Below are 15,997 nucleotides of genomic sequence, written 5' to 3' on the forward strand. Positions count from 1 at the left end.
GGTGGGTAAGGGTTGCTCTTCGACGTTGATTTCGCGGTCAGACCGAAGAGCGTTCTAGCAGCGGACAGTCGACCAATTGCTGGTCGGCAAGGATCGGCTGTCCTGCTGTAAGAGCGGCGAGCGTTTGGACACCCAGGGCGCCCATTTTTTCGAATGGCAACGCAACCGTGGTTAATTTTGGCCGCAAATAGGCCGCAATGAGTTCCTGGTTGTCGAAGCCGATCACGGCGATGTCTCCGGGGATGGTCAGGCCCCGTTCCTTAATGGCGTCATAAGCACCCATCGCCATGCGGTCATTGAGGCAGAAAAGTGCCGTTGGCCCGTCCTGTCGTGGATAGCGGTCCAGGATCCGGCATGCGGCTTCATAGCCGCCGTCGGCCGTTGCATAACCGGACACCACCAGTTCGGGGTCCAGCTCCAGTCCGGCGACGGCAAGTGCTTCGCGTGCACCTTCCAACCGCCCTACTGCCGCAGGAATAACCGGGTCGAGGTTGATGACTCCAATCCGGGTGTGGCCGGCTTGGAGCAGCCGCTCGACAGCGATCCTGCCTCCCCCACGCTCGTCAGGGACGATCGAGGGAAGCTTACCGTTTGCATCGAAGCAGTTGATCAACACGGTGGGTACTTCATTGGCGCTCGCCGGGACGTGGACGCCCCGGTGAAAAGTAGCTGCGTAGAGAAGTCCTTCCACTCGTTGTTCCAGCAGCTTTTCAGTTGCAGCATCTTCCAGGCCCTGGTTGGGTCCTACAGCATCGGCCTGGTCGGAGGGCGCGATGAGCAGGAACCGGCGGTCAAGCCAGGCTTGGTCCTGGGCACCTTTGATGATGTCGACGGCGAACGGTGCAGTGACGATCTCTGTCACGATCCCGTACCAATCGCTTCGCTGGGATGCCAGCGCACGTGCACCGGCATTGGGGCGGTAACCCAATTCCTGCACGGCCTCATTGATCCGAGTGCGGGTTTCCTCGGAAATGCTGGCATTTTCGCGATTGCTCAGCACAAACGAGACTGCAGTCCGGGAAACGCCGGCATGTTTGGCGACGTCCTTCATGGTGACTCCCCGCTGCCGTACGGGTACGGTCTCGCCGGGGGTGGTTTTCGCCATTGAATGCTCCGGGTGCTCTTGATTGATCAGAGTGTGGTGCCAGACCCTCTTTGTCCGGCAGCTCGGCAGGGAACGCTGTTGGTAACGCGCGTTACCTGCTGGGCATGTGACCTAGGTTACCCGCGTTACTTAGCATGTGTCAACAAGCTGGGAACGGCACGTGAAGAAGGCCCGGAAGAGACGGAACGGGCCCTGCCGGCTACGTTTCGCGGGGTTCGTCGGCAGAGGCTTCCTTTGATTCTCGGTCCGGGGCGTCGTGAACCTTTTTCGGGATCTTGCCTTCAACGTCAGCAGGTACAGGCGGGTCCTTCTCTTCATCAGTAGACATGAGCCAAGCATAGGTGCGCATGCTGACGAACTTGGCAAAGCTGAGCCATTCAGCAATTCCGGTCAGTGGGTTCAATCAGCTCGCGTGGTTCGCGGAAGCGAGGGGCTTCGGTCCTCCAGCCTGCCTGAGGGCCTGAAACGGGTGGGGCGTAGTGTGGACGTTGGACGAAAGGAGCATTTCATGAAGAAAATCCTCATGGTACTGACCAGCGTGTCCGAGCTCGGCGATACGGGCGAGAAGACCGGCTACAACGTGGCCGAAGCTGCACATCCCTGGAAAGTTTTCAAAGATTCAGGTCATTTCGTCGATTTTGCCTCCATCAAGGGCGGCCAGCCTCCCAGCGACGAAGTAGATACCGACGATCCCATCCAGGTCGCCTTCACGACGGATGAGACCACGCGCGCCGGGCTCTACAACACCGCTCGGGTCGACGTCATAGATCCCGGGCAATACGATGCCGTCTACCTCGTTGGAGGGCACGGCACCATGTGGGACTTCCCTGACAGCGAAGGATTACAGCGCCTGGTAGCCAGCGTCTACGACGCCGGCGGCTTGGTGGGCGCAGTCTGCCACGGTCCGGCTGGACTGCTGAACGTGGAATTGGAGAACGGGTTCCGTCTGGTGCAGGGTCGGGACGTCGCCGCATTCACCAACGAGGAGGAAGTGGCCGCCGGCAAGGACAAGGTCATCCCGTTCTTCCTTGCAGACCGCTTGGAGGAGCAGGGAGCGCGTCACGTCACTGCAGGCGTCTTTGAAGAGAAAGTGGCGGTGGACGACCGACTGGTCACCGGCCAAAATCCTGCCTCGGCTGCAGGCGTAGCGAAGGAAATGGAAAAGCTCTTCGCCCAAGTCATTCACCAGGAAAAGGCCGAGGAACAGCACGAGGCGGAGGCGCTGCGCGCTGAGAAGGACGCCGAAAAGACCGCCAAGAAGCACGCCGCAGAAGCCGAGCACTAGGCTTCCGGCACCGGTAAGGAACGGCCCCCACTCGTAGGGGCCGTTCCTTTTCCGCGCGTCACGTACATCTACGGTTTTGTCGGTCATCGTATACTCCGAACATGCCAATTACGCGCCTCGATCCACGAGTTCACCTACAGCCGCCCGCCCTTGAGCAGGACGGGGTGGCTCTGTGAGCGGCGGTCTCGTTGCGCTGCTGGACGACGTCGCAGCCCTGGCCCGCATAGCGGCTGCCTCCGTGGACGACATTGCCGCGGGAGCTGCCAAGGCCGGGGCCAAAGCCGCCGGTGTGGTCATCGACGACGCCGCTGTCACTCCGCAGTACGTGTCCGGGGCGGACCCGTCACGGGAACTGCCTATGATCAAGCGGATCTTCTGGGGCTCTCTGCGAAACAAGCTACTGATCATCCTCCCGGCGCTGCTGCTTGTCAGCGCCTTCATCCCGGGAGTAATTCCATTCATCCTCATGCTGGGCGGCACCTACCTCTGCTATGAGGGCGCCGAAAAGGTCTGGCACAAGCTCCGCGGCCATTCCGCCACCGAGAAGGCGCCGGCGGTCCAACGCGGTCCTGAAGCGGAAGCCAAGGTCACCAAGGGTGCCATCACCACTGACTTCATCCTGTCCTGCGAGATCATGGTCATCGCCATGAACGAGGTAGCGGATGAGTCCCTATGGGTCCGGGCACTCATTCTGGTGGTCGTAGCGTTCATCATCACGGTTGTCGTGTATGGCGCCGTCGGACTCATCGTCAAGATGGACGATATCGGCTTGCACCTGACCACCAAGGCCTCCTCGGGCTCCCAGCGCTTTGGCCGGCTGCTCGTGAAGGGGATGCCAGCCGTACTGGCGGCGATCACGCTTATCGGGACCATCGCCATGCTGTGGGTTGGCGGTCACATCATGTTGCAGGGAGCGTACGATCTCGGCTGGCACGCCCCTTATGACCTGGTTCATGTACTCGAGACGCCCTTCGCCGGGATCCCGGTGGCGGGCGGCTTCCTTGCGTGGCTGGTGAACACGTTGTGCTCAGCGATTCTCGGAGCCGTCTGGGGTCTGGTCATCATGGTCATCCTGCACCCGCTGCTCAAGGTGCTGCCGTTTGGGAAGAAGCATGAGGGCCACGAAGAGGGCGATGTCCGCGCCGCAATCGCGGGCCACCGGCCAGCAAAATCCAAGCCAACCCGCTAAGCCACATCTCAAGAAACGAATATGGAACTTCTGGACACACACACTGTTGTGATCTCTGCCGTCTTTTTGGTGCACATGACAGGGGTGATGATCGTAGCCGCCTCAGCGGCGGGCCTGGTCATCTCACTCTTTACGGTCGTCCTCGCAGTGCACACCATCCGGTCAACATGGGCACTGGCGCAGTACTGGCGTAGCCGAGGGCTATTCAGTACAAGCGTCATCAGGGTTGTTCGTTCATGGAAGTCAAGCGCCCTGTTGGCTGGACGTCCACTGGCGACTGCGGCACTACGGGGAATCAGCCGACTTTCGTCGTCCAAGCCTCGGTAGAAGCAGGGCCCGACGTTTCGGCGAGCTATGTTGGCCAGCTCACATGAGCCTTTGATATATTAGTTACGTATTAGATGTCTACTGATGTATCAGACTCAACGAGGAGTAAATAGCATGCAGCATCTCGCGCAACGACTCGAACGGCTCGGCACCGAAACCGCCTTTAGCGTCGCCCAAGCTGCGGCCTCATGGAAGGCCAAGGGGAATCTGGTTTACCCCTTCCATCTCGGCGATATCAACATCCCCACCGCCCCGCATATCGTCGAGGCAATGAGCAAGGCCATCGCTGACGGCCACACAGGCTACTGCCCCGGGCCCGGCATCCCACAGCTGCGCGAAGCCCTCGCCGAGGATATAGGCTCACGTCGCGGCATCAGCCTGTCCCCCGACAACGTCGTGGTCATGACCGGAGGCAAGCCCGTCATCACCAAGTTCCTGCAGGCAGTCATGAACCCCGGACAGGAAGTGCTCTACCCGAACCCTGGATTCCCGATCTACGAGTCACAAATCGAATACCTCGGAGGCACCGCGGTGCCCTACCGCTACCTCCCCACCAGCCAAGGCTTCTCCATTGACCTCGACCAGGTGCGCGCGTCCATAACACCGAACACGGCCGCAATCATCTACAACGACCTGCAGAATCCCATCTCAGCCGAGTCGACTGCCGCCGAACGTGAAGCCATCGCCCAAATCGCGCAGGAGCACGACCTCTGGGTGCTCTCCGACGAGGCCTATTTCGAGACCCGCTACGAGGGTGTCTCCAGCTCGATCGCGTCCCTTCCAGGCATGGCAGAGCGCACCGTCATCCTCTACACCTTCAGCAAGAAGTTCGCCATGACCGGCTCACGCCTCGGCTGCGCCGTTGCGCCACTCGAGATCGCCAAAGTACTCAGCACCCTCAACACCAACGACGAATCCTGCACCACCCACTACGTACAGTGGGCCGGAATCGAAGCACTCCGCGGCACCCAGGAACCGGTCCAACAGATGCTCGACATTCTGCGTGAACGCCGGGATGCTGCATGCGAGCTCGTGAACGCCATCCCCGGTATGCACGTCGCTGTGCCACAATCCACGTTTTATCTGTTCCCCGATGTCACCGCCGCCATGGAAAAGATGGGCTACACGGCAGTCGGAGACTTCGCCAGTGACGCACTCTACAAAACCGGCGTCTCCTTCTGCACTCGTGAGCACTTCGGGCGCCGCCAACCTGGCGAGGAGCGGCAGTACATCCGGCTCGCCTACTCAGGCATCGACGTCCCGGACATCCGCGACGGCCTTGGCCGCCTGCGCGACTGGATCGCGACGGCATGAGCCGGGTTGTCGTCACGGGACGCATTCCCGATGCTGCCATTGAAAAGCTCCGCGCCGAACACGACGTCGATGCCTGGGATGGTCCCGAGACCATTTCCCGCGAAGAACTCCTGCGCCGCGTAGCCGGTGCCGATGCGATCGTGTCCCTGCTCACCGAGCGCGTCGATGCCGAGCTGCTCGACGCCGCCGGACCGCAGCTCAAAGTCGTGGCGAACGTCGCCGTCGGCTATGACAACATCGACGTGCCCGCCTGCACTGAACGGGGCGTCGTGGCCACCAACACGCCCGGCGTGCTCACCGAGGCCACAGCCGACATCGCGTTCGGCCTCATCCTCATGGCAACCCGACGACTCGGCGAGGGTGAACGGCTCATCCGCTCCGGCCAGGCTTGGAAGTGGGGCATGTTCTTCCTGCTCGGGTCCAGCCTGCAGGGCAAGACTCTCGGCGTCGTGGGCATGGGCGGCATCGGGCAAGCAACCGCGCGCAGGGCCAAAGCCTTCGGCATGGACATCGTCTACCAATCCCGCAGCGAGATCGACCCTCAGATCGCCGCCGAACTGGACGCACGACGTGTCGATCTCGACGAGCTGCTGACCTTGTCCGACGTCGTGTCATTGCACTGCCCCTATGGGCCCGCCACTCATCACCTGATCGGGGCCGGGCAACTCGCGGCCATGAAGAATTCGGCGTTCCTCGTCAACACCGCCCGCGGACCGATCGTTGACGAAGACGCACTGGCATCCGCGCTTCGAGAGGGTGCAATCGCCGGAGCCGGGCTCGACGTCTACGAGCAGGAACCCCGTGTCCATCCCGGGCTACTGGAGCTGGACAATGTTGCGCTTCTTCCGCACCTCGGCTCGGCCACGGTGGAGACACGCACCGCCATGGCCATGCTCGCAGCCGACAACACACTTGCAGTGTTGAGCGGAGAACAACCACCCGCCCCGATCGTTTAGCGCGTTCGGAGAAACCTCTACCCGAACCGGCGTCACCGTGGCAGCGAACTGCCCCCGCGGTGACGCCGGCTAGTACCACGCCCTTGAAAAATTTGGGTGTCGCCACGGATCCCGTCAGGCCAACCAGCGCCACCAGCGTGACGGCTCCGGTTCCGGCGTCGGTTCCTCACCCAAGGCCAGAGCGGCCCCGACGATGTCGTCCGCGGTGAGCTTCATGAGGGCCTCGCGATCAAGTGCGTCGAGACTTTGTTCACCGTCGAGCGAGAGCCGCAGCGCCTGGCGGTTGAGCGCCTGTTCGAACAGCGTACGGGCGAACCGTGCGTTGCCGGAGTCCTCGCCTGCATGGAGCCCGGCGAGGATGCGGCGCAGCATCTGGTCCGCATCAGGCTCCAGCGTGTACTCATGTTGGGCCAGCATCTGATGGAAAATCGTCTGGAGTGCGTCGACGGAGTAGTCGGGGAACGTGATCTCCCGGGCGAACCGGGAACGCAGCCCGGGGTTGGATAGTAAGAAGGACTCCATCAGCCGCGGGTATCCTGCCACGATCACCACCAGACGGTGGCGGTGGTCCTCCATCCGCTTGAGTAGGACCTCGATCGCCTCGGGGCCGAAATCCATGCGGCCGTCTTCCGGGGCCAACGCGTAGGCCTCATCGATGAACAGGACACCATCCAGCGCCCGCCGGATCACCCGGTCCGTCTTGATGGCGGTCGCACCGACGTACTGCCCCACCAGGCCGGAACGGTCCACCTCCACGAGGTGCCCTTTCTGAAGCAGACCCACCGCGCGGTACATCTCGGCGAGGAGCCGTGCCACGGTCGTCTTGCCAGTGCCCGGGTTTCCGAGGAACACCAGATGCTGTGATGTGGCCACCTCCGGAAGGCCGTGCGTCTTACGGCGGGCCTGGACCTGAAGAAGTGCGACGAGGGCGCGCACTTGTTCCTTCACGGTCTCCAGTCCCACCAGGGCATCGAGTTCGGCCTGCACCTCGGACAGCGGCCGGGCAGGGCCGGGCCTGGCACCGATGAGATCGCCCACCAGGTCGTCGACGCGCTCCGAACCGGGCAGCTTGAGCTGATTGGCCAGATGACCGATGGTTTCGCGCAGGTCATCGAGCGGATTGCGGCTGGCAGCCATACATCCACTGTAGTCCTCGTTGTCCTGCACCATGAGCGAACGGTGGTTAGGCTGGGTGGATGGCGACAGTTATTCTCGTGCGGCACGGCCGCACCACAGCCAATGCCACCGGGCTGCTGGCCGGGCGGGCACTTGGCGTCAGTCTGGACCAAACCGGGCGCGACCAAGCTGCTCTTACCGGAGAACGGCTCGCGGCTGTGCCCGTAGTCGCTGTGGTGTCGAGCCCTCTCGAGCGGTGTCGGCAGACCGCCAGCATTATCCTCGATCGCCAGGCCGGCACGCCGTTCGCGCCGGTCGATCCCGACCTGAACGAGTGCGATTACGGTCAGTGGCAGGGGCGCAAGCTCAGTGAACTTGCGACCGAGGATTTGTGGCCTGTGGTCCAATCGCAACCGTCCGCCGTCGTCTTTCCTGGCGGTGAATCCATGGCCGCGATGCAGGCTCGGTCGGTGGCAGCGATTCGACGCCACGATGCAGCCTTCGAAGCCGAGTTCGGGCCAGGCGCCGTGTGGGTAGCCGTCAGTCACGGCGACGTCATCAAGTCAATCCTTGCCGACGCGCTCGGTATGCACCTCGACCTGTTCCAGCGTCTCAACGTGAGCCCGGCCTCCGCATCAATCGTCAACTACAGCGCTAGTAGGCCGAGCGTCTACGCGACCAATACCGAAGCGGGTGACCTCGAGTGGCTGTCAAACGGTATCCGTTCCGGCGACGCGCCCGTGGGAGGCGGTGCGGGGCAGAAGACGGCGTGAACCACGTGTGCCTAAGATAATGACATGCCCACACGCGTTCACGAATTTGCCTGGCCTGATCGGGTAGTCATCGGCACCATTGGCCTTCCAGGAGAGCGCACGTTCTACCTGCAGGTCCGCGCAGGGGCACAGATCGTGAGTGTTGCCCTCGAAAAGCAGCAATCGGCTCTGCTCGCGGAGAAGATCGACGAAATGCTCGATCAGCTCATCACCGTCGACGGCAATCCCTTCAGCGTTCCCACGAGTACTCCCATTGAACTCGTCGACAACGACCCCATCGAGGCCCCTCAGGAGCAGTTCCGCACCGGCGCCATGAGTCTGGGTTGGGACCCAACTACGGCCCAGGTTGTCCTCGAGGCTTATCCCCTCGCCGATGTAGATACTGATGACAACGACGACCCCCTCGAAGAAGGCGCCGACGAACTGGACATGATGCTGCTGGTGCGAATGCCGGTGGGCACCGCACGGGCTTTCGCCAAGCGCACCCGTGAGATCGTGGGTGCCGGGCGTCCCACCTGCTCGCTGTGCGGTTACCCCATTGATGCCGACGGACACACCTGCACCCTTCCCGAGGCCTGATGCCTGCGCCTGACTTATTGACTGCCGAGCTAACGCTGACCGGCCGCATCACAACCGCCTCAAACGCTACATTTCTGGGCAGCATCGGCGACGTACCTGTCGTCTACAAGCCGATAGCAGGCGAAAGCCCGCTGTGGGATTTTCCCGACGGCACTCTCGCCCACCGTGAAGTGGCCGCCTATCTGGTCTCGCAAGTCTTGGGCTGGGACATCGTGCCACGCACATGGTTGCGCGACGGGCCCTTGGGCGACGGAATGGTCCAACTCTGGCGGGAGCACGACCCCGTCCAAGCCGCCGTGGACCTGGTCCCGACGGAGAACCTGCCGGAGACAGGCTGGAAGCAAGTCCTCGAGGGACACGATGAGAATGGACAGAGGGTGGCCCTCGTTCACGAAGACTCACCAGCCCTCAGGCGCATGGCGGTGTTCGACCTGGTGGTTAACAACGCTGATCGCAAGGGCAACCACATCCTAGCCATGACCGACGGACACCGGCATGGCGTTGACCATGGGCTCACCTTCCACACTGACCACAAGCTGCGCACGGTGCTATGGGGATGGCTCGGAGACGCCCTGACCGCCGAGGAATGCGACGGAATCGACCGTGTCAGCGAAGGATTGCACCACGGACTTGGCCGAGAACTGGCGGACTTGCTGAGCGCCGAAGAAATCGCATCGCTCGGCACGCGCTGCGCCCGGTTGCGCTTGGCAGGGCGATTCCCGGCTCCGAGTGGTGAGATGTCGGCGGTGCCTTGGCCGCTGTTCTAAGAGATTGGCTGGTCAAAGATCAATAATGTCTTGAGCGCAGCAGCCCCTTTTGAGGTTTACCACTCCACAGGGGCTGCCAAATGGCCGGCTCGAACGGATCTCAACTTCCAGGTCAGCGCCTACGAACCGGACAGGCACGTAAGCATCAGCACAGAGACTGAAGGCATATCGCGAGGCGGAATGAGGGCAGCCGCGACGCAGTCAGCCACACGCACCTAGCCGATATCTCCCGTCTCGTTCAGGTGCTGTTCAGTAGGGTGGAGAAGACCCCAGAGTGAGGACCACTTCCATGCACACCACTGCCGGCAAGACCACCGTGGATCGGCACTACGACCTGATCATCATCGGCACCGGCTCCGGGAACTCCATTCCTGGTCCCGAGTTCGAAGACCAGTCGATCGCGATCATCGAGGAAGGGTCCTTCGGTGGCACCTGCCTGAACGCTGGCTGCATCCCGTCGAAAATGTACGTCTACACCGCCGATACCGCCCTGCAGACCGTCGAGTCCGGCCGGCTGGGCCTCCACGCCGAGGTCAACTCCGTAGACTGGCCGGGCATTGTCAGCCGTATCTTCGAGGACCGCATCGACCCCGACTCCGCCGCCGGTGAAGAATACCGTCGCGGCCCACGGACTCCGAACATCGACGTCTACGACCAGCACGCGGTCTTCGTCGGAGAACGCACCTTACGCACCGGCCAAGGAAGCCAGCAGAGAACCATCTCCGGTGACCGGATCGTCATCGCCGCAGGCTCCAGGCCTGCCGTACCCGACGTCATCTCCGCCTCGGGCGTGCGGTACCACACCAACGAGGACATCATGCGGCTCCCGCAGCTGCCTAAATCCTTGGTCATCATCGGCGGCGGCTACATCGCCATGGAGTTCGCCCACGTCTTCGACGCCCTTGGCACGGACGTCACCATCATCGCCCGTTCCACGCTCCTGCGGCACCTCGACGAGGACCTGCTTGACCCGTACAACAACCTGGCCGCCAAACGTTTCGATATCCGGTCCGGACGGACCACCACCAGCGCTGAGCAGACAGACCGGGGCATCACCGTCACGCTCGACGACGGTTCCTCCGCCACCGGGGAGGTACTGCTGGTGGCCACCGGGCGCATCCCTAACGGGGACCTATTGGACCTGCCCTCCGGCGGGATCGAGACGATAGGCGCCGGACGTATCAAGGTGGACGAGTACGGCCGGTCAACCTCAGCTGCAGGTGTCTGGGCCCTCGGTGACGTCTCCTCGCCGTACATGCTCAAACACGTCGCCAACGCCGAGATGCGCGCCGTGCGCCACAACCTGCTCAACCCGGACAACATGCAGAAAATGCCACACGACCACGTCCCCGCAGCCATTTTCACCCATCCCCAGATCGCCACCGTCGGTATGACGGAATCCCAAGCCCGCGAACGCGGGCATAACGTGACCACCAAGGTCCAGAGCTACGGGGACGTCGCCTACGGCTGGGCCATGGAAGACACCACCAGCATCTGCAAACTCATTGCCGACCAAGACACCGGCAAACTCCTCGGCGCCCACTACATGGGCCCCCAAGCATCAACCTTGGTCCAACAAATGATCACCGTCCTGGCCTTCGACCTCGACGTCCGCAAGTTCGCCGCCAAGCAATACTGGATCCACCCCGCCCTGCCCGAGGTGACCGAAAACGCCCTGCTGGGACTCACCTTCAAATAATCGAACCACCCCTGGAAAGGTGGCGGAAAGTGTGCGTCCGCACCGACTATGACGCCCGGGCGTATTCCGCCCCCATGCCTTCCTGTGATCGTTAGGGGCAACCTGCGCAGTAGCGACGGCGATATACATATGTCTATCTAGGGGTCACAAGGTAACCACTTGTATATGCGTCTTTCCCGAGAGCGCTGCCTACTGTGGATCCAGATGCTTCATACATCGATCCCGTCGGCAGAAAAGAGAACGCATTGTCTGAAATCAACGAACTCCAGGTGGTTCCGCACTGGATCGGTGGCGCCGAGTCACCGTCGTCCGGCGACCGCACCGCCCCGGTCTTCGACCCCGCCCTCGGCAGGGAGACCAAGCTGGTCAACCTTGGCAACACCGAGGACACCGAGTCAGCCATCGCCTCGGCCCACAAGGCGTTCCCTGCCTGGCGTGACCTGTCCATCACCAAGCGCCAGCAAATCATCTTCCGCTTTAGGGAACTCCTCAACGAGCGCAAGGGCGAACTCGCCCAGATCATCACTTCCGAGCACGGCAAGGTGGTCTCCGATGCCCTCGGCGAAATCACCCGCGGCCAGGAAGTCGTGGAGCTGGCTACCGGCTTCCCGCACCTCATCAAGGGTGAGCATTCAGAGAATGTCTCCTCCGGCGTCGACGTTTACTCCACCAAGTCGCCGCTGGGCGTGGTGGGCATTATCAGCCCGTTCAACTTCCCGGCCATGGTTCCGCTGTGGTTCCTGCCGATCGCCATCGCCGCCGGCAACACCGTGGTGTTGAAGCCGAGCGAAAAGGACCCGACGGCGGCCAACTGGCTCGCTGCCCTGTTCACCGAGGCGGGACTCCCGGATGGCGTCTTCAACGTTCTCCACGGCGACAAGGAAGCCGTCGATGGTCTTCTGGAACACCCCGATGTGAAGGCGATTTCCTTCGTCGGCTCCACCCCGATCGCCCAGTACATCTACGAGACCGCTGCCCGCAACGGCAAGCGCGTCCAGGCCTTGGGCGGCGCAAAGAACCACATGCTGGTCCTGCCCGACGCCGACCTCGAGCTGACCGCCGACGCGGCCATCAACGCCGGCTTCGGATCCGCCGGCGAACGCTGCATGGCCATCAGCGTGGTGGTCGCTGTCGAGCCGGTTGCCGACGCACTGATCGAGAAGATCACCGCACGCATGTCTACGCTGCGGACCGGCGACGGACGCCGCAACTGCGACATGGGCCCGCTGGTCACCCGCCAGCACCGCGACAAAGTGGCCGCCTACATCGACGTCGCCATCGAGGACGGCGCCAAGGTTGTGGTGGACGGCCGCGGCGTCACCGTCGATGGCGACGAGAACGGCTTCTGGCTCGGCCCGACCTTGATCGACGAGGTCCCCGTCACCTCCCGCGTCTACACCGAGGAGATCTTCGGTCCCGTTCTGGCGGTGGTCCGCGTCAAGAGCTACGAAGAGGGCCTGCACCTGATCAACTCCGGCGCTTTCGGCAACGGCACTGCGATTTTCACCAACGACGGCGGCGCCGCCCGCCGCTTCCAGACCGAGGTCGAGGTGGGCATGGTGGGCATCAACGTGCCGATTCCTGTGCCGGTGGCCTACTACTCTTTCGGCGGTTTCAAGGACTCCATCTTCGGCAGCTCCAAGGCCTACGGCCTGCAAGGCTTCCAGTTCTTTACCCGTGAAAAGGCCATCACCTCACGCTGGCTCGACCCCAGCCACGGCGGCATCAACCTGGGTTTCCCCCAGAACTAACGGGATGTGAGAGAGCGTCAGTGTTTTAGGGCCGGGATGTGAGAGAGCGTCTGTCCTGCCAGACGCTCTCTCACCTTCCGCCCGTTTGGGGCTAACGCTTTTCCAGAAACTCGACGGCGGCGAACAGTTCCAGCCGGTCGCGCAGGCTGTCGAGGTTGAGTCCCAGGACGGTGCCCGCAGCGTCGATCCTGTTCCGGAGCGTGTGCCTATGGACGCCCAGTTGGTGCGCCGTCTTGTCCCAGACGCAGTTGTTTTCCAACCAAGCAATCACGGTTGGAAGCAACTGTGTCTGTTCTGTTTCATCGTGCTTGGCAAGGGGGTCGATGAGTCGTTGCGCCACGGAACCGGCCTCATCCCGACGCAGCAATCCCAGCATGCCGCCTTCCGAAATCTGGTCAAAGACCACCAAAGGGCGCGACAACTCAAGCGCCCGTTGAAGGGATCGCTCCCCCTCTCTCAAGCCCTGGGCCAGACTTGCGAAAGTCGTCTTACCGGAGGCCCCGGCAGTAGCCCCGTACTTTTCCAGCAGGCCGGCGACCTTGTCCTGCAGGGCCGATCCCGCCAGGACAACCACGTTCTGGTCCCGTTGTGCATAGAAGACCGCCCCGCGGTGATCGTCCGACAACAGTTCAAGGGCTTCCAGAAGGTTCTGCCCTTGTCCTGGCTGATGCGCAACCGTCACCACCAAGGGCTCTGCCGGCAGCCTTCCCCAGACCTGACGTGCGGTCCGTTCTGCAACGTCGAGGCTGCCCGCCAACAACTGCTCAAAAACGCCGGCTCGCAGGTGTCGGCGGGCCGTGTCCAAGGTGCGGGTCTGCTCCAGGGCAAGGCTGGCCAACGCGATCACGCTGTTGATGATGTCCGTGCGAGCAGGGTCCAAGGGTTCAATTGCACCGAGCACAAGAACACCCCGCAGGTAGTGGCGGCGCCCCAAAGTCTGCAAGGTGACCTGTTCGCCGTCGACCATCAACTGCAATACCGAGCGTGATCCTTGATCCAGCGCCTTGGTGACTGCCTCCGTCACGCCCGGCATCAACGCCGACGGAACCGGACGATTATTAGGCATCAGGATGTGGTTCCCGGCAGCGTCGAACAACGCCACCCAGCCATGGAGCTGGCGCTCCAGTTCGGCCAGAATCGATCGCAGCCCGTCAGGTCTGAGGGCGGCCCGCGCGATGGCGCGCTGTGCCTGGAGGGACCACTCGGAGCGGGCGTGTTGTTCCCTCGCGAGCCAGTCGGCCACGAAGCGGATGATCGCAATGAAGGGAGTCCGGTCAGGGACCTCCAGCAAGGGCAACCCATGGTGGCTGCACGCGTCCTCCAAGCCCCGCGGCAGGACGCCATGAATCACCTGGGTGGCGAAACCCAGCCCGCTGATCCCATGGTTGACGAGTCGCTGCACGTACTCGCTGTACTGGGAATCAGTGGAGTGGCTGACGGGAAACTGAGTTCCGTCCGTCAGCAGCAATTGCCCGGGATCCAGGAAAGGCGTGGGGTCATCCAAATCAGAGCTGTGCACCCAGGAGACGGATGCTTCCAGGGCGGGATCAGCCGCATCCGGCACCACACAGCGCAGGTTGAGCGAGCTTTTGTGAATGATCGCGTTAATGGTAGGCGGCACGCTCAGGGCCTCTCTGGAAAAAGGTAGTTCAACTGTCCCCTAACTATACAAATGTCGAAAGACTTCCTGTGTCCCGATTGACACTATGAAGGGAAGCCCACCAGCCCATTCGAGAGGACCTATCAATGTCTCCCCCCCGGACCGCCCCGCTCACCAACACCGACGTTGCCGCACTGGACACGGCCCATGTCTTCCACTCCTGGTCTGCGCAGAAGACCCTCAACCCCCTGGCTATTGCCGGCGGGTCGGGCAGCACCGTGTGGGATCACGAGGGCAGGACATACCTGGACTTCTCCAGCCAGCTGGTCAACACCAACATCGGCCACCAGCACCCCCGGCTCATCGGGGCCATCAAGGAACAACTGGACATCCTCACGACGGTGGCTCCTTCCCATGCCAATCACACCCGCGCCGTCGCAGCCCAGAAGATCCTGTCCCACGCCCCATCAACCATGGACAAAGTGTTCTTCACCAACGGGGGTGCGGACGCCAATGAGAACGCCATCCGCATGGCCCGTCTGCACACTGGCCGGGACAAGGTCATCTCCCGCTACCGCTCCTACCACGGCAATACCGGCGCCGCGATCGTTGCCACCGGTGACTGGCGCCGCATCCCCAATGAATACTCCCGCGGCCACGTCCACGTTTTCGGCCCGTACCTCTACCGCTCCGAGTTCTGGGCCGAAACCCCTGAGCAGGAAGCGGAGCGCGCCCTGCAGCACCTGCGCCGGACCGTCGAGCTCGAGGGACCACAATCCATCGCCGCGCTACTCCTAGAGACCGTGCCCGGCACAGCCGGCATCCTGCTCCCGCCGCCCGGCTATCTCGAGGGCGTCCGCGCCCTCTGCGATCAGCACGGCATCGTCCTGATCCTCGATGAGGTCATGGCCGGCTTCGGCCGCACCGGTGACTGGTTCGCCCTGGATGCCTTCAACGTCCGTCCGGACCTCATCACCTTCGCCAAAGGCGTCAACTCCGGCTACGTCCCGGTGGGCGGCGTCATCATCTCGGAGGAAATCTCCGCGACCTTCGATGACCGAGTCTTCCCCGGCGGTCTCACCTACTCCGGTCACCCCCTCGCCGCGGCGTCCGTCGTCGCCTCCATCGAAGCCTTCGAGCAGGAGAACATCGTGGAGAACGCCGCACGCATCGGCGCCGATCACCTGGAACCGGGCCTTAAAGCCCTCGCCGCCAGGCACGAATTCATCGGCGAAGTTCGCGGCCGTGGCGTGTTCTGGGCCCTCGAACTGGTCGAAGACCGCACAACCCGCAAACCTGTCAACGCCGGCTTCATGGGCAAGCTGAAGACGGAACTGCTCAACCGCGGACTGTTGCCCTTCATCGCCGACAACCGCGTGCACGTGGTGCCTCCCGCCGTCGTGACCCCCGAAGAAGTACGCCAAGCGCTGGCGATTTACGACGACGCCCTGACCGCCGTCAGCTAAGAGCCGGAACCGGAACTTGACCTCCAGGACTGCTTGCCAAGGAACTCCGACGGCCAGACCCCGACAAGTC

General features: G+C 62.6%; 14 protein-coding genes. 10 read left to right on the forward strand and 4 right to left on the reverse strand.

The window, feature by feature from the left end; genetic code table 11:
* Nucleotides 1-37: 37 nt before the first annotated feature.
* Together AC1RJY_RS03625 and AC1RJY_RS03630 are read right to left on the reverse strand one after the other, a co-directional pair.
* Nucleotides 38-1,105: a LacI family DNA-binding transcriptional regulator gene (locus AC1RJY_RS03625; protein WP_498601393.1), complete on the reverse strand. Its 1,068-nt coding sequence runs from the start codon at nt 1,103-1,105 to the stop codon at nt 38-40.
* Nucleotides 1,106-1,304: 199 nt separating this feature from the next.
* Nucleotides 1,305-1,433 carry a hypothetical protein gene (locus AC1RJY_RS03630; protein WP_286140368.1) on the reverse strand — a complete coding sequence of 43 codons (129 nt, stop codon included), beginning with the start codon at nt 1,431-1,433 and terminating at the stop codon, nt 1,305-1,307.
* 180 nt (nt 1,434-1,613) lie between these two features.
* Between AC1RJY_RS03630 and AC1RJY_RS03635 the strand changes: the two genes are divergently transcribed.
* From AC1RJY_RS03635 to AC1RJY_RS03650, 4 genes are all read left to right on the forward strand, one after another.
* The gene (locus AC1RJY_RS03635) at nt 1,614-2,390 is read left to right on the forward strand and encodes a type 1 glutamine amidotransferase domain-containing protein (RefSeq protein ID WP_187329937.1); all 777 of its coding nucleotides are present in this window, start codon (nt 1,614-1,616) and stop codon (nt 2,388-2,390) included.
* 172 nt (nt 2,391-2,562) lie between these two features.
* Nucleotides 2,563-3,579 (forward strand): DUF808 domain-containing protein, encoded by a 1,017-nt coding sequence (locus AC1RJY_RS03640; RefSeq protein WP_210063911.1) that lies wholly within the window; start codon nt 2,563-2,565, stop codon nt 3,577-3,579.
* A gap of 441 nt (nt 3,580-4,020) precedes the next feature.
* A complete protein-coding gene (locus AC1RJY_RS03645) occupies nt 4,021-5,220 on the forward strand; it encodes a pyridoxal phosphate-dependent aminotransferase (protein ID WP_498601396.1) in 1,200 nt (399 codons plus the stop codon).
* Nucleotides 5,217-6,176 carry a 2-hydroxyacid dehydrogenase gene (locus tag AC1RJY_RS03650; protein WP_498601398.1) on the forward strand — a complete coding sequence of 320 codons (960 nt, stop codon included), beginning with the start codon at nt 5,217-5,219 and terminating at the stop codon, nt 6,174-6,176. The genes AC1RJY_RS03645 and AC1RJY_RS03650 overlap by 4 nt, the downstream gene beginning before the upstream one ends.
* A gap of 114 nt (nt 6,177-6,290) precedes the next feature.
* Here AC1RJY_RS03650 and AC1RJY_RS03655 read toward each other — a convergent pair whose 3' ends face one another.
* Entirely contained in the window at nt 6,291-7,313 is a 1,023-nt protein-coding gene (locus AC1RJY_RS03655) for an AAA family ATPase (RefSeq protein WP_498601682.1), read from the reverse strand.
* A 59-nt stretch (nt 7,314-7,372) separates the two neighbouring features.
* Here AC1RJY_RS03655 and AC1RJY_RS03660 point away from each other — a divergent pair, with 59 nt between their 5' ends.
* The 5 genes from AC1RJY_RS03660 to AC1RJY_RS03680 all read left to right on the forward strand — a co-directional run bounded on the left by AC1RJY_RS03660 (nt 7,373) and on the right by AC1RJY_RS03680 (nt 12,861).
* Nucleotides 7,373-8,065 carry a histidine phosphatase family protein gene (locus AC1RJY_RS03660; protein WP_498601400.1) on the forward strand — a complete coding sequence of 231 codons (693 nt, stop codon included), beginning with the start codon at nt 7,373-7,375 and terminating at the stop codon, nt 8,063-8,065.
* 24 nt (nt 8,066-8,089) lie between these two features.
* Nucleotides 8,090-8,644 (forward strand): DUF3090 domain-containing protein, encoded by a 555-nt coding sequence (locus tag AC1RJY_RS03665; protein ID WP_011774634.1) that lies wholly within the window; start codon nt 8,090-8,092, stop codon nt 8,642-8,644.
* The gene (locus AC1RJY_RS03670; protein WP_043470182.1) at nt 8,644-9,411 is read left to right on the forward strand and encodes an SCO1664 family protein; all 768 of its coding nucleotides are present in this window, start codon (nt 8,644-8,646) and stop codon (nt 9,409-9,411) included. Before AC1RJY_RS03665 ends, AC1RJY_RS03670 begins: the two co-directional genes overlap by 1 nt.
* 289 nt (nt 9,412-9,700) lie before the next feature.
* A complete protein-coding gene (gene mtr, locus AC1RJY_RS03675) occupies nt 9,701-11,110 on the forward strand; it encodes a mycothione reductase (RefSeq protein ID WP_498601402.1) in 1,410 nt (469 codons plus the stop codon).
* Nucleotides 11,111-11,355: 245 nt separating this feature from the next.
* A complete protein-coding gene (locus AC1RJY_RS03680; protein ID WP_043470180.1) occupies nt 11,356-12,861 on the forward strand; it encodes a CoA-acylating methylmalonate-semialdehyde dehydrogenase in 1,506 nt (501 codons plus the stop codon).
* Nucleotides 12,862-12,952: 91 nt separating this feature from the next.
* On the opposite strand, the gene AC1RJY_RS03685 is transcribed toward AC1RJY_RS03680, so the two are convergent.
* The gene (locus AC1RJY_RS03685) at nt 12,953-14,482 is read right to left on the reverse strand and encodes a PucR family transcriptional regulator (protein WP_498601404.1); all 1,530 of its coding nucleotides are present in this window, start codon (nt 14,480-14,482) and stop codon (nt 12,953-12,955) included.
* Nucleotides 14,483-14,607: 125 nt separating this feature from the next.
* Here AC1RJY_RS03685 and AC1RJY_RS03690 point away from each other — a divergent pair, with 125 nt between their 5' ends.
* Nucleotides 14,608-15,927, forward strand: a complete 1,320-nt coding sequence (locus tag AC1RJY_RS03690; protein WP_498601406.1) for an aspartate aminotransferase family protein — start codon at nt 14,608-14,610, stop codon at nt 15,925-15,927.
* The last annotated feature ends 70 nt before the right edge of the window (nt 15,928-15,997 follow it).

Source organism: Arthrobacter sp. GW822-FHT05G07 (genome assembly GCF_058799755.1).

What these genes read in the sequence shown, in the direction of transcription:
- AC1RJY_RS03630 (WP_286140368.1), bottom strand. Translation starts at nt 1,433, where the DNA reads ATGTCTACTGATGAAGAGAAGGACCCGCCTGTACCTGCTGACGTTGAA.
- AC1RJY_RS03635 (WP_187329937.1), top strand. Translation starts at nt 1,614, where the DNA reads ATGAAGAAAATCCTCATGGTACTGACCAGCGTGTCCGAGCTCGGCGAT.
- AC1RJY_RS03690 (WP_498601406.1), top strand. Translation starts at nt 14,608, where the DNA reads ATGTCTCCCCCCCGGACCGCCCCGCTCACCAACACCGACGTTGCCGCA.
- AC1RJY_RS03625 (WP_498601393.1), bottom strand. Translation starts at nt 1,105, where the DNA reads ATGGCGAAAACCACCCCCGGCGAGACCGTACCCGTACGGCAGCGGGGA.
- AC1RJY_RS03665 (WP_011774634.1), top strand. Translation starts at nt 8,090, where the DNA reads ATGCCCACACGCGTTCACGAATTTGCCTGGCCTGATCGGGTAGTCATC.
- AC1RJY_RS03655 (WP_498601682.1), bottom strand. Translation starts at nt 7,313, where the DNA reads ATGGCTGCCAGCCGCAATCCGCTCGATGACCTGCGCGAAACCATCGGT.
- AC1RJY_RS03670 (WP_043470182.1), top strand. Translation starts at nt 8,644, where the DNA reads ATGCCTGCGCCTGACTTATTGACTGCCGAGCTAACGCTGACCGGCCGC.
- mtr (WP_498601402.1), top strand. Translation starts at nt 9,701, where the DNA reads ATGCACACCACTGCCGGCAAGACCACCGTGGATCGGCACTACGACCTG.
- AC1RJY_RS03645 (WP_498601396.1), top strand. Translation starts at nt 4,021, where the DNA reads ATGCAGCATCTCGCGCAACGACTCGAACGGCTCGGCACCGAAACCGCC.
- AC1RJY_RS03650 (WP_498601398.1), top strand. Translation starts at nt 5,217, where the DNA reads ATGAGCCGGGTTGTCGTCACGGGACGCATTCCCGATGCTGCCATTGAA.
- AC1RJY_RS03660 (WP_498601400.1), top strand. Translation starts at nt 7,373, where the DNA reads ATGGCGACAGTTATTCTCGTGCGGCACGGCCGCACCACAGCCAATGCC.